This window comes from Streptomyces sp. NPDC037242 (assembly GCF_055604165.1).
In genome coordinates this window covers 101,973-121,954 of record NZ_JBVJUY010000002.1, presented here as the reverse complement: position 1 = coordinate 121,954, position 19,982 = coordinate 101,973, and the positions used below count along the sequence as shown (strand labels likewise).

General features: G+C 72.1%; 16 protein-coding genes. 11 read left to right on the top strand and 5 right to left on the bottom strand.

The window, feature by feature from the left end; genetic code table 11:
* Positions 1-22: 22 nt before the first annotated feature.
* On the top strand, positions 23-1,690 hold the full coding sequence (locus ACZ7GJ_RS03370) for a fumarate hydratase (RefSeq protein ID WP_470748961.1): 1,668 nt from the start codon (positions 23-25) through the stop codon (positions 1,688-1,690).
* A 61-nt stretch (positions 1,691-1,751) separates the two neighbouring features.
* Here the strand turns inward: ACZ7GJ_RS03370 and ACZ7GJ_RS03365 are convergent, their stop codons facing one another.
* Entirely contained in the window at positions 1,752-2,123 is a 372-nt protein-coding gene (locus ACZ7GJ_RS03365) for a hypothetical protein (RefSeq protein ID WP_470748959.1), read from the bottom strand.
* A gap of 53 nt (positions 2,124-2,176) precedes the next feature.
* Here ACZ7GJ_RS03365 and ACZ7GJ_RS03360 point away from each other — a divergent pair, with 53 nt between their 5' ends.
* Positions 2,177-2,941: a glycerophosphodiester phosphodiesterase gene (locus ACZ7GJ_RS03360; protein ID WP_470748957.1), complete on the top strand. Its 765-nt coding sequence runs from the start codon at positions 2,177-2,179 to the stop codon at positions 2,939-2,941.
* A gap of 68 nt (positions 2,942-3,009) precedes the next feature.
* Here ACZ7GJ_RS03360 and ACZ7GJ_RS03355 read toward each other — a convergent pair whose 3' ends face one another.
* Positions 3,010-4,536 (bottom strand): ricin-type beta-trefoil lectin domain protein, encoded by a 1,527-nt coding sequence (locus ACZ7GJ_RS03355; RefSeq protein WP_470748955.1) that lies wholly within the window; start codon positions 4,534-4,536, stop codon positions 3,010-3,012.
* Between the two features lie 107 nt (positions 4,537-4,643).
* Between ACZ7GJ_RS03355 and ACZ7GJ_RS03350 the strand changes: the two genes are divergently transcribed.
* The 3 genes from ACZ7GJ_RS03350 (at position 4,644) to ACZ7GJ_RS03340 (ending at position 9,356) form a co-directional block, all read left to right on the top strand.
* Positions 4,644-6,059, top strand: coding sequence for a class II fumarate hydratase (locus tag ACZ7GJ_RS03350; protein ID WP_470748953.1), 1,416 nt, complete (start codon positions 4,644-4,646; stop codon positions 6,057-6,059).
* Positions 6,060-6,150: 91 nt separating this feature from the next.
* Positions 6,151-6,858, top strand: a complete 708-nt coding sequence (gene fomD / locus ACZ7GJ_RS03345) for a cytidylyl-2-hydroxypropylphosphonate hydrolase (protein WP_470748951.1) — start codon at positions 6,151-6,153, stop codon at positions 6,856-6,858.
* 254 nt (positions 6,859-7,112) lie between these two features.
* On the top strand, positions 7,113-9,356 hold the full coding sequence (locus ACZ7GJ_RS03340) for a SpoIIE family protein phosphatase (protein WP_470748950.1): 2,244 nt from the start codon (positions 7,113-7,115) through the stop codon (positions 9,354-9,356).
* A gap of 62 nt (positions 9,357-9,418) precedes the next feature.
* Here ACZ7GJ_RS03340 and ACZ7GJ_RS03335 read toward each other — a convergent pair whose 3' ends face one another.
* On the bottom strand, positions 9,419-11,674 hold the full coding sequence (locus tag ACZ7GJ_RS03335; RefSeq protein WP_470748949.1) for a transglycosylase domain-containing protein: 2,256 nt from the start codon (positions 11,672-11,674) through the stop codon (positions 9,419-9,421).
* A gap of 233 nt (positions 11,675-11,907) precedes the next feature.
* On the opposite strand from ACZ7GJ_RS03335, the gene ACZ7GJ_RS03330 reads away from it, so the two are divergent.
* Together ACZ7GJ_RS03330 and ACZ7GJ_RS03325 are read left to right on the top strand one after the other, a co-directional pair.
* Positions 11,908-12,831 (top strand): SPFH domain-containing protein, encoded by a 924-nt coding sequence (locus ACZ7GJ_RS03330; RefSeq protein WP_470748947.1) that lies wholly within the window; start codon positions 11,908-11,910, stop codon positions 12,829-12,831.
* Complete coding sequence (locus ACZ7GJ_RS03325; RefSeq protein WP_470748945.1) at positions 12,828-13,079, top strand: type II toxin-antitoxin system antitoxin; 252 nt, start codon at positions 12,828-12,830, stop codon at positions 13,077-13,079. Before ACZ7GJ_RS03330 ends, ACZ7GJ_RS03325 begins: the two co-directional genes overlap by 4 nt.
* 3 nt (positions 13,080-13,082) lie before the next feature.
* On the opposite strand, the gene ACZ7GJ_RS03320 is transcribed toward ACZ7GJ_RS03325, so the two are convergent.
* Positions 13,083-14,576 carry a DUF2079 domain-containing protein gene (locus ACZ7GJ_RS03320; RefSeq protein ID WP_470748943.1) on the bottom strand — a complete coding sequence of 498 codons (1,494 nt, stop codon included), beginning with the start codon at positions 14,574-14,576 and terminating at the stop codon, positions 13,083-13,085.
* A 177-nt stretch (positions 14,577-14,753) separates the two neighbouring features.
* Between ACZ7GJ_RS03320 and ACZ7GJ_RS03315 the strand changes: the two genes are divergently transcribed.
* From ACZ7GJ_RS03315 to ACZ7GJ_RS03305, 3 genes are read left to right on the top strand one after another with little or no spacing between them, the layout of a single operon-like run.
* Complete coding sequence (locus ACZ7GJ_RS03315) at positions 14,754-15,278, top strand: PadR family transcriptional regulator (protein WP_470748941.1); 525 nt, start codon at positions 14,754-14,756, stop codon at positions 15,276-15,278.
* Positions 15,275-15,964, top strand: coding sequence for an ABC transporter ATP-binding protein (locus ACZ7GJ_RS03310; protein ID WP_470748939.1), 690 nt, complete (start codon positions 15,275-15,277; stop codon positions 15,962-15,964). Before ACZ7GJ_RS03315 ends, ACZ7GJ_RS03310 begins: the two co-directional genes overlap by 4 nt.
* A complete protein-coding gene (locus tag ACZ7GJ_RS03305) occupies positions 15,961-18,312 on the top strand; it encodes an ABC transporter permease (RefSeq protein ID WP_470748937.1) in 2,352 nt (783 codons plus the stop codon). The genes ACZ7GJ_RS03310 and ACZ7GJ_RS03305 overlap by 4 nt, the downstream gene beginning before the upstream one ends.
* A 32-nt stretch (positions 18,313-18,344) precedes the next feature.
* Here ACZ7GJ_RS03305 and ACZ7GJ_RS03300 read toward each other — a convergent pair whose 3' ends face one another.
* Positions 18,345-19,292 (bottom strand): hydrogen peroxide-inducible genes activator, encoded by a 948-nt coding sequence (locus ACZ7GJ_RS03300; RefSeq protein ID WP_470748935.1) that lies wholly within the window; start codon positions 19,290-19,292, stop codon positions 18,345-18,347.
* Positions 19,293-19,426: 134 nt separating this feature from the next.
* On the opposite strand from ACZ7GJ_RS03300, the gene ACZ7GJ_RS03295 reads away from it, so the two are divergent.
* Positions 19,427-19,981 carry a peroxiredoxin gene (locus ACZ7GJ_RS03295; RefSeq protein WP_365927048.1) on the top strand — a complete coding sequence of 185 codons (555 nt, stop codon included), beginning with the start codon at positions 19,427-19,429 and terminating at the stop codon, positions 19,979-19,981.
* Position 19,982 lies beyond the last annotated feature (1 nt).

The following is a 19,982-nucleotide window of genomic DNA, read 5'->3' as shown; positions in this document are numbered from 1 at the left end:
CGAGTGAGGAATGACTGCCGTCATGCCAGAGTTTGCGTACACCGACCTGCTGCCCCTGGGCGAGGACGCCACCCCCTACCGGCTGGTGACCTCCGAAGGCGTCTCCACCTTCGAGGCCGACGGCCGTACGTTCCTCAAGGTCGAGCCGGAGGCGCTGCGCAAGCTCGCCGAAGAGGCGATCCACGACATCCAGCACTTCCTGCGCCCCGCGCACCTCGCGCAGCTGCGCCGCATCATCGACGACCCCGAGGCCTCGGCGAACGACAAGTTCGTCGCCCTCGACCTGCTCAAGAACGCGAACATCGCGGCGGCCGGCGTGCTCCCGATGTGCCAGGACACCGGCACGGCGATCGTGATGGGCAAGCGCGGCCAGAACGTCCTGACCGAGGGCGGTGACGAGGCGGCGCTGTCCCGCGGCATCTACGACGCGTACACGCGGCTGAACCTGCGCTACTCGCAGATGGCCCCCATCACCATGTGGGAGGAGAAGAACACCGGCTCGAACCTGCCCGCGCAGATCGAGCTGTACGCGACCGACGGCGGCGCGTACAAGTTCCTCTTCATGGCCAAGGGCGGCGGCTCGGCCAACAAGTCCTTCCTCTACCAGGAGACGAAGGCGGTCCTCAACGAGGCCTCCATGATGAAGTTCCTGGAGGAGAAGATCCGCTCGCTCGGCACCGCTGCCTGCCCGCCGTACCACCTGGCGATCGTGGTCGGCGGCACCTCGGCGGAGCACGCGCTCAAGACCGCGAAGTACGCCTCGGCGCACTACCTGGACGAGCTGCCGACCGAGGGTTCCGCCCTGGGCCACGGCTTCCGCGACCTCGACCTGGAGCAGCAGGTCTTCGAGCTGACCCAGAAGATCGGCATCGGCGCGCAGTTCGGCGGCAAGTACTTCTGCCACGACGTCCGTGTCGTCCGCCTGCCCCGCCACGGCGCGTCGCTGCCGGTGGCCATCGCGGTGTCCTGCTCGGCGGACCGCCAGGCGACCGCGAAGATCACCGCCGAGGGCGTCTTCCTGGAGCAGCTGGAGCGCGACCCGGCCCGCTTCCTGCCGGAGACCACCGACGAGCACCTGGACGAGGCCTCGGACGTCGTCTCCATCGACCTGACCCGGCCGATGGCGGACATCCTCGCGACCCTCACCGAGCACCCGGTGAAGACGCGGCTCTCGCTGTCCGGTCCACTGGTCGTGGCGCGCGACATCGCGCACGCCAAGATCAAGGAGCTGCTGGACTCGGGCGCGCCGATGCCCCAGTACCTGAAGGACCACCCGGTCTACTACGCCGGCCCCGCGAAGACCCCCGAGGGCTACGCCTCGGGCTCCTTCGGCCCGACCACGGCCGGGCGGATGGACTCGTACGTCGAGCAGTTCCAGGCGGCGGGCGGCTCCATGGTCATGCTGGCCAAGGGCAACCGCTCCCAGCAGGTGACGGACGCGTGCGGTGCGCACGGCGGCTTCTACCTCGGCTCGATCGGCGGCCCGGCGGCGCGCCTGGCCCAGGACTGCATCAAGAAGGTCGAGGTCCTGGAGTACGAGGAGCTCGGCATGGAGGCGGTCTGGAAGATCGAGGTCGAGGACTTCCCGGCCTTCATCGTGGTGGACGACAAGGGCAACGACTTCTTCCAGAACCCGGCCCCGGAGCCGACGTTCACCCACATCCCGGTCCGCGGCCCGGGCCTGGCGTAACGCCCCGGCCCGGACCGGTCCCGGTCGGGACCGGTCCGGGCGCTCCGGGCCCCGGGAGTGGTCATCGCCCCCGGGGCCCGCTGTGCGTCCCCCGCAGCAGCTCCGCCTCGAGCGGGGTCGCGGCCAGGCCGTGCTCCCGTGCCTCGCGCAGCTGCGGGAGCGTGAGGGCGTACAGCTCGCGGACGACCGCGACGGGGATGCCGTCCGGCCCGCCGACGGCGAGGCGGACCATGCCCCGCTCGGCCATGATCCGCTCGCGGATCCACGGTGGCGGCGGGCCCCAGCCACCGCCGCTGGTCTCGTACCCGTTCGCCCGGTCGGTGCAGTGCGAGACCTCGTCCCAGCGCAGCCGGCCGTCGATGACCCGCTGCCAGACCCGGTTGTGGCAGGATCCGCAGGGTTCGCCATGCAATGTCACGGAGAATTCGACCATCCGTGGATGATGCGGTACCCGGGGCTCCACCGCACCCGGTTAACGTCTCCCCCATGACGCAGCTGCTGCCCACCGCCCGCGCCACGCGCGTGGTCGCCCACCGCGGGGCCTCCCACGAGCACCCCGAGCACACGCTCGCGGCCTACCGGCAGGCCATCGCCGACGGGGCCGACTCGCTGGAGTGCGATGTGCGGCTCACCGCCGACCGCAAGCTCGTGTGCGTGCACGACCGGCGCGTCGAGCGGACCTCCGACGGGCGCGGGGTCGTCTCCGAGATGACGTACGAGGAGCTCCGCGCCCTGGACTTCGGGGCGTGGAAGGGGGCCGGGCACGCCGGGGCCCGGGTGCTGCTCTTCGAGGACCTGCTCCAGGAGGCGCTGGCCGCGCCCTACCCGGTCGGGCTCGCGGTGGAGACCAAGCACCCGACCCGCGCGGGCGGCCGTCTGGAGGCCGAACTGGTGCGGATGCTGCGGCAGTACGGGCTGGCCGACGGGGCCGCCGGGCGCGTCGAGGTGATGAGCTTCTCCCGCGCCGCGCTGACCCGGATGCACCGGCTCGCGCCGGGACTGCCCTCCGTGTACCTCATCGAGCGCCGGGTCAGGCCGGTCCGGCCGCCGTACGCCACGCACGCGGGCCCGGGGATCGACCTCGTACGGCGCGATCCGGGGCTGGTGGGCCGGCTCCGGGCCAGAGGGCTGACGGTACGGGTGTGGACCGTGGACGAGCCCGAGGACGTGGAGCTGTGCGTGCGGCTCGGGGTGGACACCCTCATCACCAACCGGCCGCGCGAGGTGCGCAAGCTGCTGAACGACATGTGACACCCGGCCGGGGTGCGCCGGCCGGGTGTGGGGGGTTCGGATCTGGCGGTTCGGTTCTGGCCCGGCGGTTACACGAAGCGCTGGTTCGCCGAGCCGTTGCAGGTCTGCAGTCGCAGCGGCTCGTGCGCGGCGGACACCGTCAGGCACATGCCCGGGGCGGCCGCGGGGCGGATGGTGGCACCGTCACGGACGAACTGCTGGTTCGCGCCGCCGTGGCAGTTCCAGATGATCAGGCCGGTGCCGCTGCCGTAGTTGGCGCCGGGGGCGTCGAGGCAGCGGTCGTGGGTCAGCTCGATGTGGATCGACTTGCGGGCCGCGTCGTACCACCAGCCCTGGTTGCGGCCGCCGTGGCAGTCCCAGCCGACGACCTTGGTCTCGTTGGCACTGGCGCCGCCGAGGGAGTCGAGGCAGTTGCCGGTCGCCTCGTTCTTGAGCGGCTTGTACAGGTCGTCCCACGCCCCGGCCTGCAGGACGGGGGTGCCGGTGCTCGCCGGGTCCGCGCAGGACGCCTCGCGCAGGCCGGAGTCGTAGAGCTGGGTCAGGCAGGACGCGAACGCGCCGTGGCCCCGGTAGTTGGGGTGGAAGGACTGGCGGGCGGTGTTCTCGTCCCACGGGAAGTGGTCCCCGAGGTCCAGGTAGAGGCCGCGGGCCCAGGTGTCCTCCATGCACACCTCGTGGCCGTTGAAGAGCCGCGAGTTGTCCAGGTAGGTGGCGCCGGCCGCGCGGGCCGCGGCGCGCATGCCCTTCTCGAAGGTGGGCACCGCGTAGTTGCGGCCCCAGGTGGCGTCGGAGTCGTATCCGGCGCAGCCGCCGGGCAGCTTGCCGGGGAAGCTCGGGTTGTCGTAGAAGTCGGGCCCGATGGGGCTGGGGTAGCCCATGACGACGAGTTTGTAGTCGGAGTCGGCGTAGCCCGCGTCGCGCATGACCGTCTTGAGGTCCGCGACGGTGGACTCCACCTTGGGCTTCAGGCCGTCGACGCGCGCCTGCCACCCGGGGCCGTACTTGGGCTCGCAGGTGCCCTGGCTGAGCACCCAGCGGGTCACGCAGTCGGTCATGACCGGGCCGAACTGCAGGTCGTCGTTGGCGCCGGCGACCAGCAGCACCATCTTGATCCTGGTGTTGCGGGCCTTGATGGCGAGGCTGTCGCTCTGCACCAGCTCGTCGGCGTACTGCTTGCTGCCGCCGATCCTGATGTTGCCGGTGTACCCGCCGGAACAGGCCACGTTGAAGGTCAGGTCGGCCGGGATGCCGGTGCGGTGGATCGCCGCGTCGGGCGAGCGGTGGCACTGGTTGGAGGGCGTGTTGGTCGCGGGGTCGTAGTTGCCCACGCCCTCGCCCGAGATCTCGCTGTCGCCGAGCGAGATGAGTCCGGTCTTGCGCTCGGCCGCCGGGCGGATCGCGGGGTCGCCGTAGATCCTGGTGGCCTCCGCGGCGCGGATGGCCTCCAGTTCGGGCGACAGGGGGGTGACGGCCGTGGCGGGGGCTGCCGCCTGGGCCATGGGGGTGATGGCGGTGACGCCCCCGAGGGCGGCCGCGATCGCCGCGACGGCGGCGAAGGTAGATCTGAGCCTTGGTTTCGTGCGTATGCGCGCCATGAAGGCCTCCCCGAGATCGGTGTTACCCCCGGTATTTACTGGTCGGTAGGGGAGTTGGGAACACTTCGAACAAGACAATTGCTCAACTTTTTGAGGAGGCCACGAACATGACAGAAGATCAGCAGGCCGCAGCAACCGGGAACGCCTACCGGATCGAGCACGACTCCATGGGCGAGGTACGGGTCCCCGCGCACGCCAAGTGGCGGGCCCAGACCCAGCGCGCGGTGGAGAACTTCCCCGTCTCCGGGCAGCACCTGGAGCGCGCCCACATCGAGGCACTGGCCCGGATCAAGGCCGCGGCCGCCAAGGTCAACGCCGAGCTCGGCGTCGTGGACCGGGACGTCGCCGAGGCGATCCGCTCCGCCGCGGCCGAGGTCGCCGAGGGCCGCTGGGACGAGCACTTCCCCGTCGACGTGTTCCAGACCGGCTCCGGCACCTCGTCCAACATGAACGCCAACGAGGTGATCGCCACCCTGGCCACCGAGCGGCTCGGCCGCGACGTGCACCCCAACGACCACGTCAACGCCTCGCAGAGCTCCAACGACGTCTTCCCGTCCTCCATCCACATCGCCGCGACCGCCGCCGTCACGCGCGCGCTGATCCCGGCACTGGAGCACCTCGCGGCCTCGCTGGAGCGCAAGTCCGCGGAGTTCGCCGACGTGGTCAAGGCCGGGCGCACCCACCTGATGGACGCCACCCCGGTCACCCTGGGCCAGGAGTTCGGCGGGTACGCCGCCCAGCTCCGCTACGGCGTGGAGCGGCTGCGCGCCGCGCTGCCGCGGCTGGCCGAGCTGCCGCTGGGCGGGACCGCCGTCGGCACCGGCATCAACACGCCGCCCGGCTTCTCCGCCGCCGTGATCGCGGAGGTGGCCCGGGCCACCGGGCTGCCGCTCACCGAGGCCCGCGACCACTTCGAGGCCCAGGGGGCTCGGGACGCGCTCGTGGAGACCTCGGGGATGCTCCGTACGGTCGCCGTCTCGCTCACCAAGATCTCCAACGATCTGCGCTGGATGGCCTCCGGACCGCGCACAGGATTGGCCGAAATCAACCTCCCGGATCTCCAGCCTGGGTCCTCGATCATGCCCGGGAAAGTCAATCCGGTCGTCCCCGAGGCCGTCCTGATGGTCGCCGCGCAGGTGATGGGCAACGACGCCGCGGTCGCGGTGGCGGGCGCCGCCGGCAACTTCGAGCTCAACGTGATGCTCCCCGTGATGGCGCGCAACCTGCTCGAATCGATCAGGCTGCTGGGCAGCGCGAGCCGCCTGCTGGCCGACCGTACGGTCGACGGGATCACCGCCAACACGGCCCGGGCCAGGGAGTACGCCGAGTCCTCGCCCTCCGTGGTGACCCCGCTGAACCGGTACATCGGCTATGAGGAGGCCGCCAAGGTCGCCAAGAAGTCACTCGCGGAGCGCAAGACGATCAGGGAGGTCGTGCTGGAGTCCGGCTACATCGAGCGCGGTGATCTGACCGTCGAGGAACTGGATCAGGCCCTTGACGTGCTGCGTATGACCCGGCCCTGAGCGGGGGCCGGATTCGGTCGTTTCCCGTCCCCGAACACCTCCGTGACCTGCACCGCAGCGGGGCCGCGGGCCCCAGCCCTAAGATCTGCGCATGACAGGTACCGGAGGCCGCGGGGGCGGCGTGGCGCACGACGGGGCGCGGGGCACGCACTGGTCGCCCGGGGAGCAGATCCTCTGGCGGTACCGCGACCACGCCCCGGGCCTGAAGGGCCAGGTGCACATCTGCCGCCCGGTGACCGTGGTGCAGGACACCGACGAGCTGCTCGCCGTGTGGATGGCCCCGGGCACCGAGTGCGTCAAGCCGGTGCTCGCCGACGGGAGCCCCGTGCACGAGGAGCCGCTCGCCACCCGCTACACCGCGCCGCGGACCACCGTGCGCTCGCGCTGGTTCGGGGCGGGCGTGCTGAAGCTGGCGCGGCCCGGGGAACCGTGGTCGGTGTGGCTGTTCTGGGAGCACGGCTGGCGGTTCAAGAGCTGGTACGTGAACCTTGAGGAGCCCCGCTCGCGCTGGTCGGGCGGGGTGGACTCGGAGGACCACTTCCTGGACATCTCCGTCTATCCGGACCGGACGTGGAAGTGGCGCGACGAGGACGAGTTCGCGCAGGCCCAGCGGTCCGGCCTGATGGACCGGGAGCAGGCGCTGCGGGTCCAGGCCGCCGGGCGCGCGGCGGTGGACGTGATCAAGGACTGGGGCACGCCGTTCCGCGACGGCTGGCAGGACTGGCGACCGGACCCGGCCTGGGGAGTTCCGGTCCTGCCCGGGAACTGGGACCGCACTCCGGCGCATATGACCTCATGAGACCCTTGATGCGCCCCCGGGGGGCAAACATAGGATCGTCCTCCGCCGGGTTCCCCGCGGCGCCGCCGCGAGGTCGTCCATCCGTAAATGTCGTGCCGTGAGCCGGACTTGACCGGAGGTCAACGCGAGACGATGAGGTAACGAGCGGGACGCGGAACCGCGGGGTGATGGTGTCCCCGCCGCTGAGCGGGTATACCGCGACTGACCGAGTTGAGTGCAGCGCACATCGAGCGCAAACGGACGGAATTCCACGCGTGACGGAGTACCCCACCTCGCAGGAGGGCCCGCAGCCCGCCACGGCCGCCGCGACACCGGCCCCGGGCGGCTCCGGCGCGCCCTCCTCCGGTACGGCCCGCGGCGGGCTCGGCCAGGTCGCCGTCGCCTCCGGCGCCGCCGGCGGCGGAAGCGACGAACCGGGCCACGGCAAGGCCCCGGTCCCGGCCGCCGAGGCCGTACGCGGCACGGGCGCGGGCACGCCCGGCGGGCGCCTGCCGCACGCGCGCGGCGGCGAGGCCGCCCGGGGCAAGGCCGCGGCGACGGGCGGCGAGACGCCCGGTGACGCCCTCCAGGACCCCGTCCGGGCCGCGGGCGCGGGCCCGGCACCCTCCGGGGCCCCCGCATCCGGCGCCCCGGCCACCGCGGCCGGCGGCGCGGGCCGACACGGCGGCGGCGCGATACCGGGCGGCGCGGCCGGTGAGGCCACGGCCGCGCGCCGCGAGGGCGACCGGCTGCGCTTCGTCGGCGCCGCCACCCGCCGGATCGCGCGCGGGATCGACCTCGACGAGATCGTGCTCGGCCTGTGCCGGGCCACCGTGCCCACTTTCTCGGACGCCATCCTGGTCTACCTGCGCGACCCGCTCCCGGTCGGGGACGAGCGCCCGGTCGGCCCGGTCGTTTTAAGGCTGCGGCGCACCGACCGGCTCCGTCCGATCGACGACCTCACGGGCGGCGTGAGCGGCGCCATGGCCGCCACCGACGCGGCCGCCGCCGCCCATGCGGCCCTCGCCCCGGGCGGCGAACTCGACTTCAGCCAGCTCCCGATGGTCGGCCCGCAGGGTGACCTGCCGGCCGCCGAGCTGTGCGAGATCCGCCCCGGCGGAGCCCTCGCCGAGGTGCTGCGCGGCGTACGGCCCGTCTTCGGGTCCTCCGCCGCCGCCCGGGCCGCGCTGCCGGAGCTGCTGGGCGCGGAGCACCCCGTACCGCGCGGGCAGCGGGCCATCCTGGCGCCGCTGCGCGGCCGCCGGCGCGTGATCGGCGCGGCGGTGTTCCTGCGTACCCCGGACCGGCCCGCCTTCGAGCAGAACGACCTGCTGGTCGCCGCCCAGCTGGCCACCCACACCGCGCTCGGCATCGACAAGGCGGTGCTCTACGGCCGCGAGGCGTACATCGCCGACGAGCTCCAGCGCACCATGCTCCCCGACAGCCTCCCCCAGCCCACCGGGGTCCGCCTCGCCTCGCGCTACCTGCCGGCCGCCGAGACGGCCCGGGTCGGCGGGGACTGGTACGACGCGATACCGCTGCCCGGCAGCCGGGTCGCGCTCGTCGTGGGCGACGTCATGGGCCACTCCATGACCTCCGCCGCGATCATGGGCCAGCTGCGCACCACCGCGCAGACCCTCGCCCAGCTCGACCTGCCGCCCGCCGAGGTCCTGCACCACCTGGACGAGCAGGCCCAGCGCCTGGGCTCCGACCGGATGGCCACCTGCCTCTACGCGGTCTACGACCCGGTCTCGCACCGGATCACCATCGCCAACGCCGGCCACCCGCCGCCGGTGCTGCTGCACCTGGGCGGCCGCGCCGAGGTGCTGCGCGTACCGCCCGGCGCCCCGATCGGCGTCGGCGGCGTGGACTTCGAGGCCGTGGAGCTGGACGCGCCCGCCGGGGCCACCCTGCTGCTGTACACCGACGGCCTGGTGGAGTCCCGGCTGCGCGACGTGTGGACCGGCATCGAGCAGCTCCGCGAGCGCCTGGCCACCACCGCCCAGCTGACGGGCCTGGACCACCCGCCGCCGCTGGAGGCGCTCTGCGACGACGTGCTGGACATGCTCGGCCCGGGCGACCGGGACGACGACATCGCGCTGCTCGCGGCCCGGTTCGACGGGATCGCGCCCAGCGACGTCGCGTACTGGTTCCTGGACCCGGAGGAGACCGCGCCGGGCCGGGCCCGCCGGTTCGCCCGCCGCGCCCTGACCCGGTGGGGCCTGGAGGAGCTCCAGGACTCCCTGGAGCTGCTGGTCAGCGAGGTGGTCACCAATGCCGTGCGGTACGCCGAGCGGCCCGTGACCCTGCGCCTGCTGCGTACGGACGTACTGCGCTGCGAGGTCGGTGACGACTCCCCGCAGCTGCCCCGCCAGCGCCGGGCCCGGGACACCGACGAGGGCGGCCGGGGCCTGTTCCTGGTCAACCGGATGGCCCGCCGGTGGGGTGCCACCCGCCTCAGCAGCGGCAAGGTGGTCTGGTTCGAGCTCGCGCTGCCGGGGGCGGCCGAGCGGCGCTGACGCGCACGCCGTGAACGAGAGCCGCCCCGCAGCCTGAAGGCTGCGGGGCGGCTCTCGTCCGGTTACTGCTGGGGCACCTGGTTCGGCGGCACCACCGGCGGGTCCGGGGTCTTCGTCGGGGTCTTCGTCGGGCTCTTCGTCGGGTCCGGCGACTTCGTCGTGCTCTTCGTCGGGTCCGGCGAGTTGGAGCCGGTCGGGTCCGGGCTGTTCTGCGTCGGCGGGGTGTACACCGGCGTGCTCGGCGCCTGGCTCGGCGTGTTCGACGGGGAGTTGCTCCGCGACGGCGTCTGGGTCGGGCCCATCTTGGCCTCCTCCAAGTCGAAGGAGTCGGTCTTCTCGCCCTTGAGCGCGGCGAGCGTGTACGCCTTCCAGATGGCGGCGGGGAAGCTGGAGCCGCCCGCGCGGCCGCCGCCCGCCGTACCGGTCAGGCTGACCTGCTCGTGGGAGGTCGGGTCGGTACCGAACATGGCGACGACGGTGACCAGTTCCGGGGTGTACCCGGTGAACCAGGCGGCGACGTTCTTCTCGGTGGTACCGGTCTTGCCGGCCGCCTCGTAGGCGGAGCTCTTCACGGCCTTGCCCGAGCCGTCCTCGACGACTCCGGTGAGCACCTTGGTGACGGTGTCAGCGGTCTCGCGGCTGATGGCCTGGTCACCGACGGGGCGGACGGGCTTGTACTCCCGGTCGGCGTGCACGGCGGACTTGATGACGGTCGGCGTGATCTTCTTGCCGTGGCTGTCGAGGGTGGCGTAGACCCCCGCCATCTCCAGGGTGTTGGCGCTCATCGTGCCGAGTGCCATGGCCGGCTGGTCCTCGGGCCAGCCGGCCCGGTCCTTCATGCCGAGGGCGAGGCCGGTCGTCTTCACGTTCTGCGGCTTGGTGTCCACGATCATCTGGGCGTAGACCGAGTTCACCGACGAGTTGGTGGCGGACTGCACCGTCATCATCGGGTCGCCGTAGTCCTTGTCGTCCTGGTTCTGCGGCTTGAACGGAACCTTGCTGCCGACCACCGGGCGCTTGCTGGTGCCGTCGTAGAGGGTGTTCGGGGTGATCGGCTTGCCGTCCTGGGTGGTGGCCTTGTTCTCCAGGGCGGAGGCGAGCACGATCGGCTTGAAGGTCGAGCCCGGCTGGTAGTCGGTGCGCAGCGCGTTGCTGGCCCACTGGTCGGACAGGCCGGTGCCGCCGTACATCGCGACGACCGCGCCGGTCTTCGGGTCCACCGAGGTGGCGCCCGCCTGGACGGCGCCGTCGACGGCGCGGCCCTTGCGGTCGAGCTTGGACTCCAGCTCGTCCTGGACGGCCTTCTCCAGCTCGGCCTGCTTCTTCGGGTCGATGTTGAGGGTGATCTCCCAGCCGCCGGCCTTGAGCTCGGCGTCGGTCATCCCGGTCTGCTTCTTCAGCTCCGCGTCGGCGGCCTGGACCAGGTAGCCCTTCTGTCCCTCCATGCCCGGTGCGGCCTTGGGCTTGATGGGCTCCTGGAACTTCAGCTCCTTGCGCTTGGCCGCGTCCAGCTTGCCCATCTCGACCATGTTGTCGAGGACGGCGTTGAAGCGGATCATGACCAGCTTCTTGCCGTTCTCCCCGGCGGTCGCCCAGTCGTACTGGCTGGGGGCCTGGAGGAGGGCGGCGAGGTACGCGCCCTGTTCCAGGGTCAGGTTCTCGGCGTCGACGCCGTAGTACGCCTGGGCCGCGGCCTGGATGCCGTACGCGTTGCGCCCGTAGAAGTTGGTGTTCAGGTAACCGGCGAGGATGTCCGGCTTCTCCATGCGCTGGTCGACCTTGAGGGAGATCACCAGCTCCTTGAGCTTGCGGGTCGCCGTCTGGTCCTGCGTCAGGTAGAAGTTCTTGACGTACTGCTGGGTGATGGTCGAGCCGCCGGCCTTGCCCCTGCCGGTGGCCGTGTTCCACACACCGCGGGCGATGCCCTTGAGGTCGACGCCGCTGTCCTTGTAGAAGGACTTGTTCTCGATCGCGATGAAGGCCGTCTGTACGTCCGTCGGGATCTTGCTGATGGGCAGGATCTGGCGGTTGAGCTTGCCGTCCTGCGCCATGACCGAGCCGTCGGAGTACTTGTAGATGTTGCTCTGCTTGAGCGCGTCGGCGTTGGGGTCGGGCTCCTCCACGTAGAAGTAGAGGGCGATCAGGGCGCCCATGCCGAGCAGGATCAGCCCGAGGAACGTGCCCAGGATCTTCTTCCAAGTGAAGAAGCGGCGTATGCCGGTCGGTTTGCCCGCGCCGCCCTTCCCCTTGGCGCGCTCGCGCGGCGCCCGCCGCGCACCGCGCTGCTGCTGCGCCCGTCGCGCTTCTGCTCGGCCCATCGCTCCCGCTCCGCTCGATTACCCCCCCGACATCAGCTCAGAAAGCTAACACCGCAGGCTGTGACAAAGGTTGACTAACCATGCTCAAAACCGGTCAATTCAGACGTGAGAATCAGCACCCACACCAATGGAACCGACGCACGCAAAGCCGTAAGGGTTGCGGCCCGCCGAAAAAGTGATATCACTTTGCTAGACGGTCCGACCGGCCGCCACCAAGCGAAACGGGGCAGATCATGACAGACACGGCAACGGAGATCGAGTCGGGTACCAGCGCGGTCACACGGGAGTTCGCGGCACGCAGCGTGGGCGGCGGGCTGGCGCTGCTCCTCGGGCTCGTGGGCATCGCGGCCGGTGCGGGTCTGATCGCCTTCGGCGCCGCGGCCACGGCCACCGCCCTCAAGGTGTGCCTGATATTCGCGGGCATCGCCACGATCCTGGCCGCCATCACGGCGATGAGCGGGCTGAACACGGTGGCCCCCGGCGAGGCCCGCGTGGTCCAGCTGTTCGGCCGCTACCGCGGCACGATCCGCACCGACGGGCTGCGCTGGGTCAACCCGCTGACCTCGCGGGAGAAGATCTCCACCCGGGTCCGCAACCACGAGACCGCCGTCATGAAGGTCAACGACGCCTACGGCAACCCGATCGAGCTGGCCGCGGTCGTGGTCTGGCGGGTCGAGGACACCGCGCGCGCCGTCTTCGAGGTCGAGGACTTCACGGAGTTCGTCGAGACCCAGACCGAGGCGGCCGTCCGCCACATCGCGATCGAGTACCCCTACGACTCCCACGACGAGGGCGGCCTGTCGCTGCGCGGGAACGCCGAGGAGATCACCGAGAAGCTGGCCGTCGAGCTGCACGCCCGGGTGGAGGCGGCCGGCGTGCACATCATCGAGTCCCGCTTCACGCACCTCGCGTACGCTCCGGAGATCGCCTCCGCGATGCTCCAGCGCCAGCAGGCGGGCGCGGTCGTGGCGGCCCGCAAGCAGATCGTCGAGGGCGCGGTGGGCATGGTCGAACTGGCGCTGACCCGCCTGGCCGAGCAGGACATCGTGGAGCTGGACCCCGAGCGGAAGGCAGCCATGGTCTCCAACCTGATGGTGGTCCTGTGCGGTGATCGCGCGGCCCAGCCGGTCGTCAACACGGGCACCCTCTACCAGTGAGCCCCGCAGAGGAGGACGCCGCCGCCCCGGCCCCCGGGGCCAAGCGGCAGGCGCGCAAGCAGGTGCTGCTGCGGCTCGACCCGCAGGTGCACGACGCGCTCGCGCGCTGGGCCGGCGAGGAGCTGCGCAGCGCCAACGCGCAGATCGAGTTCCTGCTCCGGCGGGCCCTGGCGGAGGCCGGCCGGCTCCCGGGCGGGGCCGGCCCGATCCCGCCCCGCGGCCGCCCCCGCGCCTCTCCGGACTCCTGAACTTCAGGACCGGCGGTTCAGCAGGACGAACCCGTCCTGCTGGGCCACCGTCCGGTACCCGTCGGCCTTCGCCGCGTCGAGGGCGATGGCCTCATCCATCACGGACAGCGGCCAGCGCCGGTCCGAGGCCACCTGCGTGTCCACGATGATCCACTCGGGTCGGGGCCGGCTCTGCGGCCAGCCGTACAGGCTGGTGCTGGTGCGGTTGGTCAGGTGCGGCACCAGCCCGTCCGAGGCCTGGACCGTGGCCCCGTCGGGGATCTTGTCCATCAGCTCCTGCGCCACGGCGACCCGGGGGTCCGCCCGCCAGGTGTCCGGCTGGACCAGCTGCCACACCGGGAAGCCGGGCAGCAGCAACAGGCAGATCCCGGCCGCGCCCGCGAGGTACCGGCGCAGACCGGCCACCGTGGTGCCGCGCCGGACCAGGGCGTCGACGAACGCCGCGAACACGATCGGCATCAGCACCAGCGAGTAGTGGTAACCGGTGCCCCAATGGGGCGGGTTCTGCGAGACGAACCGCCACAGCAGCGTCGGCAGGGCCACCCACGCGATCGGCGAGCGCAACGCCAGGAACAGGGTCGGCGCCAGCATCAGCATCAGGGTCGAGACCTTGGCCTCGGGGGTGACCAGCCCCACCGTGGCCCGGTGCAGCAGGTCCCCGGCGCCGGACCAGAAGCCCGCCCCGCCGCCCTCGGAGCCGCCCAGGTACGACGTGTAGGCGTACTCCCCGCCCGGGTTGAAGGCGGGCAGCACCACCAGCATGGCCAGCAGTGCCCCGACCACCCCCACCACGGCGGTGACGATCCCGAGCCTGCGCCCGCCCGGTCCCGCGCGCCAGGCGATGACCAGGCCGATGACGGCCACCGTCAACCCGAGGTCCTCCTTCACCAGCACCAGCGGCACCGCCCAGTACGCGGCCGCCCGCAGCCGCCCGGAGCCGAGGGCCGCGAGCGAGCACGCGAGCAGCGGGAGGGCGAAGGCCACCTCGTGGAAGTCGAAGCCGACTCCGCTCGCGATGCCCCAGGACAGCCCGTAGCAGAGCCCGATCACCACGGCGGGCACCCGGCCCAGCGACCGGTGCGCCCAGCCGGCGAGCGGCACCACGCTCGCGGCGACGAGCACCGCCTGCGCGACGAGCAGGGTCTGGGCCGAGGGCCACAGCCGGTACAGGGGCGCGAGGAGGGCCAGTACCGGCGAGAAGTGGTCCCCGAGGACGGGGAAGTTCGGGGCCTTGAGCTCGGACACGGGCAGCCGGCCCACCGCGTAGGAGCGCACCACCTGGTCGAAGATGCCGAGGTCGTAGCTGTGCGAGAGCAACCGGTGGTGGATCCGCAAGGACAGGGCCAGGTAGCAGAGGAGCAGCCCGCCGGCGAGGGTCCAGATCCACCACGGGGTCGTGTACCGAGCCTCGGCGGACGGCTCCGGCTCCGTCCGGCCCGCGGGTCCGGACTGCTGCGGGGGGAGGGTGGCGGCGACGTCGGAGGGGGGTGCTTGCATGGCGCGCCTTTCGGAAAGCGGGGCCGACTCCCTCAACCTGCCAGCCGCCTGCGACCCCTGCGCCGAGCGGCTTCCAGGAGGGCCCGAGTCCCTACGAATGGCCCCCATCGGCGTGCCCGGCACCCTCAGCACGGCGTGTATACACCGCGCGTATACACTGTGTGTATAGTCGTTGTCATGTCCATCGGTCACACGCTCCTCGCGCTGCTGGAGGCCGGCCCCCGGCACGGCTACGACCTCAAGCGGACCTTCGACGAGAAATTCGGCCACGACCGCCCGCTCGCCTACGGACAGGTCTACTCGACCATGTCCCGCCTCCTGAAGAACGGCCTCGTCGAGGTCGACGGGGTGGAGAGCGACGGCGGCCCCGAGCGCAAGCGGTACGCCATCACCGAAGCCGGCATCACCGACGTCGCGGCCTGGCTGGCCACCCCCGAGAAGCCGGAGCCCTACCTCCACTCGACGCTCTACACCAAGGTCGTCCTCGCGCTGCTCACCGGCCGCAGCGCCCAGGAGCTGCTGGACTCCCAGCGCTCCGAACACCTGCGCCTCATGCGCACCCTGACCTCCCGCAAGCGCAAGGGCGACCTCACCGACCAACTGATCTGCGACCACGCCCTGTTCCATCTGGAGGCCGACCTCCGGTGGTTGGAGCTCGCCGCCGCCCGCCTCGACCAGCTCGCCCAGGAGATACGCCGATGAGGATCCCGCCCGGCACCCTGCTCGCCGCCCAGGACCTGCACAAGGCGTACGGGACCACCCGGGCGCTCGACGGCGCCGAATTCACCATCCACCCCGGCGAGATCGTCGCCGTCATGGGCCCGTCCGGCTCCGGCAAGTCGACCCTGCTGCACTGCCTCGCCGGGATCGTCCCGCCCGACTCCGGCTCCATCACCTACGACGGCCGCGAGATCGCCGGGATGAGCGATGCGGCGCGCAGCGCCCTGCGCCGCACCGAGTTCGGCTTCGTCTTCCAGTTCGGCCGGCTCGTCCCCGAGCTGACCTGTCTGGAGAACGTGGCGCTCCCGCTGCGCCTGAGCGGCGTCAAGCGCAAGGCGGCCGAGGCCACCGCCCTGGAGTGGATGGTCCAGTTGGAGGTGGACCACGTCGCAGGCCGGCGCCCCGGCGAGGTCTCGGGCGGTCAGGGCCAGCGCGTGGCCATCTCCCGCGCGCTCGTCACGCGGCCCCGGGTCATCTTCGCGGACGAGCCCACCGGAGCCCTGGACTCCCTCAACGGCGAGCTGGTGATGCGGCTGCTGACCGAGGCGGCCCGCTCCGCCGGAGCCGCCGTCGTCCTCGTCACGCACGAGACGCGCGTGGCGGCGTACTCCGACCGCGAGATCCTCGTGCGCGACGGCAGGTCCCGCGACATGGAACACGTCGTATGAGCCTGACCGAGAACGGCCGGGCCTGGTGCCGCGACCTGGCCATGGGCGTCCGCTTCGCCTTCTGCGGCGGCCGCGAGAGCTGGATCCGCACCCTGTTCACCGGCGTCGGCGTCGGCCTCGGCGTCGCCCTGCTGCTGGTCACCACCGCCCTGCCGAGCGCGCTGACCGCCCGTACCGACCGCGGCGACGCCCGGCTCGCCGTCGGGACGGAGGCCGACCGCCCCGGGTCCGACACCCTGCTCACGGCGTCCGCCGACCAGGACTACCGCGGCAAGAGCATCGAGGGCGTCCTCATCAAGGTCGAGGGCCCCGACGCCCCCGTCCCGCCCGGGCTCAGCCGGATCCCCGCCCCGGGCCGGCTCGCGGTCTCCCCCGCCCTCGACCGCCTGATGAAGTCCGACGAGGGCGCGCTGCTGCGCGAGCGCCTCGGCGGCGAGGTGACCGAGCTGATCGGCGACGCCGGCCTGCTCGGTCCGGGCGAGCTCTACTTCTACGCGGGCAACGCCGATCTGGAGAGGCCGCCCGGCACGAAGCTCGGCATCGTCCACCGGTCCCGGGCGTTCGGCGGCGATCCCGAACCCGACGCGCTCGACCCGGTGCTGGCCCTGATGGTCGTCCTGACCTTCGTGGCCCTGCTCATGCCGGTCGTGGTGTTCGTCGCGGCGGCCGTCCGCTTCGGCGGGGAGCGCCGCGACCGCCGCCTCGCCGCCCTGCGCCTGGTCGGCGCCGACAACCGGATGGTCCGCCGGATCGCGGCGGGCGAGGCGCTGGCCGGGGCCCTGACCGGGCTCGTGCTCGGCGCCGCCTGCTTCCTGGTCGCCCGTCAGCTCGTCGGCAGCTTCGCGCTGTCCCAGCGCAGCGTCTTCCCGGCCGACCTCGATCCGAGCTGGTGGCTGGCCGCGCTCGTCGCCCTCGCCGTGCCGGCCGCCGCCGTGGCCGTCACCCTGTTCACGCTGCGCGGCGTGCTCGTCGAACCGCTGGGCGTCGTACGGGCGGCCGGGCCGGTCAGGCGCCGGATCTGGTGGCGGCTGCTGCTGCCGGCGGGCGGACTCGGCCTGCTCGCACCGCTGATGGGCCGTGGCACCGTCAGCGGCGAGTTCAACCAGGTGCAGGTCAGCGCCGGCGTCGTCCTGCTGCTCGTCGGCATCACGGCCCTGCTGCCCTGGCTGCTGGAGCGTACGGCCGGGCTGCTGTCCGGCGGTCCGGTGTCCTGGCAGCTCGCGGTGCGCCGGCTCCAGGTCGCCAGCGGCACGGCCTCCCGGCTGGTCAACGGGATCGCGGTCGCGGTGGCCGGAGCCATCGCCCTGCAGATCCTCTTCGCGGGTACGGAGTCCGGCTACACCCTGGAGACCGGCGCGGATCCGGCGCGGGCCGCGCTGTCGGTGACGGTCGACCCGTCGAGCGGCACCGGATCGCTGGAGGCGGTGACCGCCGAGCTGGCCCGGACCCGGGGGGTCGCCAGGACGACCTCGCTGAGCAACCTCGCCGCGGCCGCCCAAGTGCCCTCGGCCGACCGCCCCGTCCACCTCACCGTGGGCACCTGCGAGGCCCTGCGCGAGGTGGCGCGGCTGGCGGCCTGCGCCGAGGGCGACGTCTTCGTGCTGGCCGACGACCCCCGTGCGGACTGGGGGATCCCGGGAGCCACCGCCCGGCCCGGCGAGAAGCTCCTCGCCGGCGGTGGCACGGGCTACGCCGTCGATCCGGCCGCCGTGGAGTGGACCGTCCCGGCGAACGCCCGTACCGTGCCCGCCCGTCCGGACCCGGACGGCCGCGTGCGCTCCGGTCTGCTGGTCACCCCCTCCGCCGCGCCGCAAGGGGTCGAGGCCTACCGGCACGTGTTCGTGCAGCTCGACCCGGCCGTGCCGGACGCGATCGAGCTCGCGCGCACCGCGGCCTTCCGGGCCGCCCCGGCAGCCATGGTCGGCTCGCTCTCCCCGACCCGGCTGGACCCCCAGTACGGGGCGATCCGCAGCGGCCTGTTCATCGGCGCGACGCTGGTGCTCGTACTGATCGGGCTGAGCCTGCTCGTCGCACAGCTGGAGCAGCTGCGCGAGCGCAGGAAGCTGCTGTCCGCCCTGGCCGCCTTCGGCACCCCGCGCCGGACGCTGAGCCTGTCGGTGCTGTGGCAGACCGCGCTGCCGATCACGGTGGCCATGGTGCTGGCGAGCGCCACGGGCCTGGCCCTCGGGTCGGTGCTGCTGCGGATGGCCGAGATGCCCGTCAGCGTCGACTGGGGCGCGGTGCTGGCGCTGGTCGGCTCCGGCGCGGGCGTGGTCGTCCTGGTGACCCTGCTCAGCATGCCGCCGCTGCTGCGGATGATGCGCCCGGACGGGTTGCGTACGGAGTGAGCGCGCCCCGCCCGCTCCCGGCGCGGCCCCCGTCAGTCGGTGGGCCACACCGGGAGCGGGCGCACGGCCTCGCGCAGGGCGGCCGCGACGGCCCTGAACTCCTCCTGCCGCGCCGTCCCCGTACGCATGGCCAGCGCGATCCGCCGCGAGGGCGCGGGCTCCGCGAAGTACCCGGTGGCCAGGTACTCGTTGCGGGCGGTCTCCAGCCGCAGCGCGGTCCGCGGCAACAGCGTCACCCCCAGTCCCCCGGCGACCAGTTGTACGAGGGTGGACAACCCCGCGGCGGTCGTGGTGACGTCGGCGCCGCTCGTGCGGCCGGCCTCGCGGCAGATGTCGAGGGCCTGGTCGCGCAGGCAGTGCCCCTCGTCGAGCAACAGCAGCTGCAGGCCGCGCAGTTCCTCGCGCGGGATGTCCTTGCGCCCGGCCAGGGGGTGCTCCCGGGGTGCGAGGAGTACGAAGTCCTCGTCGAAGAGCGGTAGTTCGGTGACGCCGGGCACGCCGAGCGGCACCGCGAGCAGCAGCAGGTCGAGCCGCCCGCCGGCGAGCCCCTCCAGCAGCGAGGCCGTCTGCTCCTCGTGCACCTGGAGGTCCATGCGCGGGTAGCGCCGGTGGAAGAGCCCGAGCACGGTCGGCAGCAGGTACGGGGCCACGGTCGGGATCACCCCGAGCCGCAGGACCCCGGTGAAGGGGGCCCGTACCGCCTCGGCCTCCTCCAGCAGCCCGCCCATCGCGTCGAGCACGGCCCGCGCCCGGGCCGCGATCCGCTCGCCCGCCGGGGAGAGCAGCACCTTGCGGGTGGTGCGCTCCAGCAGCTGCACCCCGAGGGCTTCCTCCAGTGCGGAGACGGCGCCGGAGAGCGCCGGCTGGCTCATCCCGATGGCGGCGGCCGCGTCGCGGAAGTGCAGGTGCTCGGCGACGGCGGCGAAGGCGCGCAGCTGCGCGAGCGTCGCCTGCTTCGCTCCTCTATTACCGATAGCCACTGATAGGTACCTCCGATCACCCGGCACAACAGTAGCTATTTCTGTAATCAATGCAGCTGTGCCAGCATGTGAGATACGTCCAACCCCCTCGGAAACCCCCAAAAGGGTCAGTTTCCATTCCGCAAGGAGAGCACGTGCTCACTGTCGGTGACAAGTTCCCCACCTACGATCTGACCGCCTGCGTCTCGCTCGAGGCCGGCAGCGAGTTCGCCCAGATCGACCACAAGACCTATGAGGGCAAGTGGCGCGTGGTGTTCTTCTGGCCGAAGGACTTCACCTTCGTCTGCCCGACCGAGATCGCCGCCTTCGGCAAGCTGAACGAGGAGTTCCAGGACCGCGACGCGCAGATCCTCGGCGTCTCCGGCGACTCCGAGTTCGTCCACCACGCCTGGCGCAAGGACCACGCCGACCTGCGTGACCTGCCCTTCCCGATGCTGGCCGACTCCAAGCACGAGCTCATGCAGGCGTGCGGCGTCCGCGGCGAGGACGGCTTCGCCCAGCGCGCCGTCTTCATCGTCGACCAGAACAACGAGATCCAGTTCACGATGGTGACCGCCGGTTCCGTGGGCCGTAACCCCAAGGAGGTCCTGCGGGTCCTCGACGCCCTGCAGACCGACGAGCTGTGCCCCTGCAACTGGAACAAGGGCGAGGGCACCCTGGACGCCGGCGCGCTGCTGGCCGGTGAGTGAC

What these genes read in the sequence shown, in the direction of transcription:
- ACZ7GJ_RS03335 (WP_470748949.1), bottom strand. Translation starts at nt 11,674, where the DNA reads ATGGGCCGAGCAGAAGCGCGACGGGCGCAGCAGCAGCGCGGTGCGCGG.
- fomD (WP_470748951.1), top strand. Translation starts at nt 6,151, where the DNA reads ATGACAGGTACCGGAGGCCGCGGGGGCGGCGTGGCGCACGACGGGGCG.
- ACZ7GJ_RS03320 (WP_470748943.1), bottom strand. Translation starts at nt 14,576, where the DNA reads ATGCAAGCACCCCCCTCCGACGTCGCCGCCACCCTCCCCCCGCAGCAG.
- ACZ7GJ_RS03355 (WP_470748955.1), bottom strand. Translation starts at nt 4,536, where the DNA reads ATGGCGCGCATACGCACGAAACCAAGGCTCAGATCTACCTTCGCCGCC.
- ACZ7GJ_RS03310 (WP_470748939.1), top strand. Translation starts at nt 15,275, where the DNA reads ATGAGGATCCCGCCCGGCACCCTGCTCGCCGCCCAGGACCTGCACAAG.
- ACZ7GJ_RS03350 (WP_470748953.1), top strand. Translation starts at nt 4,644, where the DNA reads ATGACAGAAGATCAGCAGGCCGCAGCAACCGGGAACGCCTACCGGATC.
- ACZ7GJ_RS03370 (WP_470748961.1), top strand. Translation starts at nt 23, where the DNA reads ATGCCAGAGTTTGCGTACACCGACCTGCTGCCCCTGGGCGAGGACGCC.
- ACZ7GJ_RS03365 (WP_470748959.1), bottom strand. Translation starts at nt 2,123, where the DNA reads ATGGTCGAATTCTCCGTGACATTGCATGGCGAACCCTGCGGATCCTGC.
- ACZ7GJ_RS03315 (WP_470748941.1), top strand. Translation starts at nt 14,754, where the DNA reads ATGTCCATCGGTCACACGCTCCTCGCGCTGCTGGAGGCCGGCCCCCGG.
- ACZ7GJ_RS03330 (WP_470748947.1), top strand. Translation starts at nt 11,908, where the DNA reads ATGACAGACACGGCAACGGAGATCGAGTCGGGTACCAGCGCGGTCACA.
- ACZ7GJ_RS03305 (WP_470748937.1), top strand. Translation starts at nt 15,961, where the DNA reads ATGAGCCTGACCGAGAACGGCCGGGCCTGGTGCCGCGACCTGGCCATG.
- ACZ7GJ_RS03360 (WP_470748957.1), top strand. Translation starts at nt 2,177, where the DNA reads ATGACGCAGCTGCTGCCCACCGCCCGCGCCACGCGCGTGGTCGCCCAC.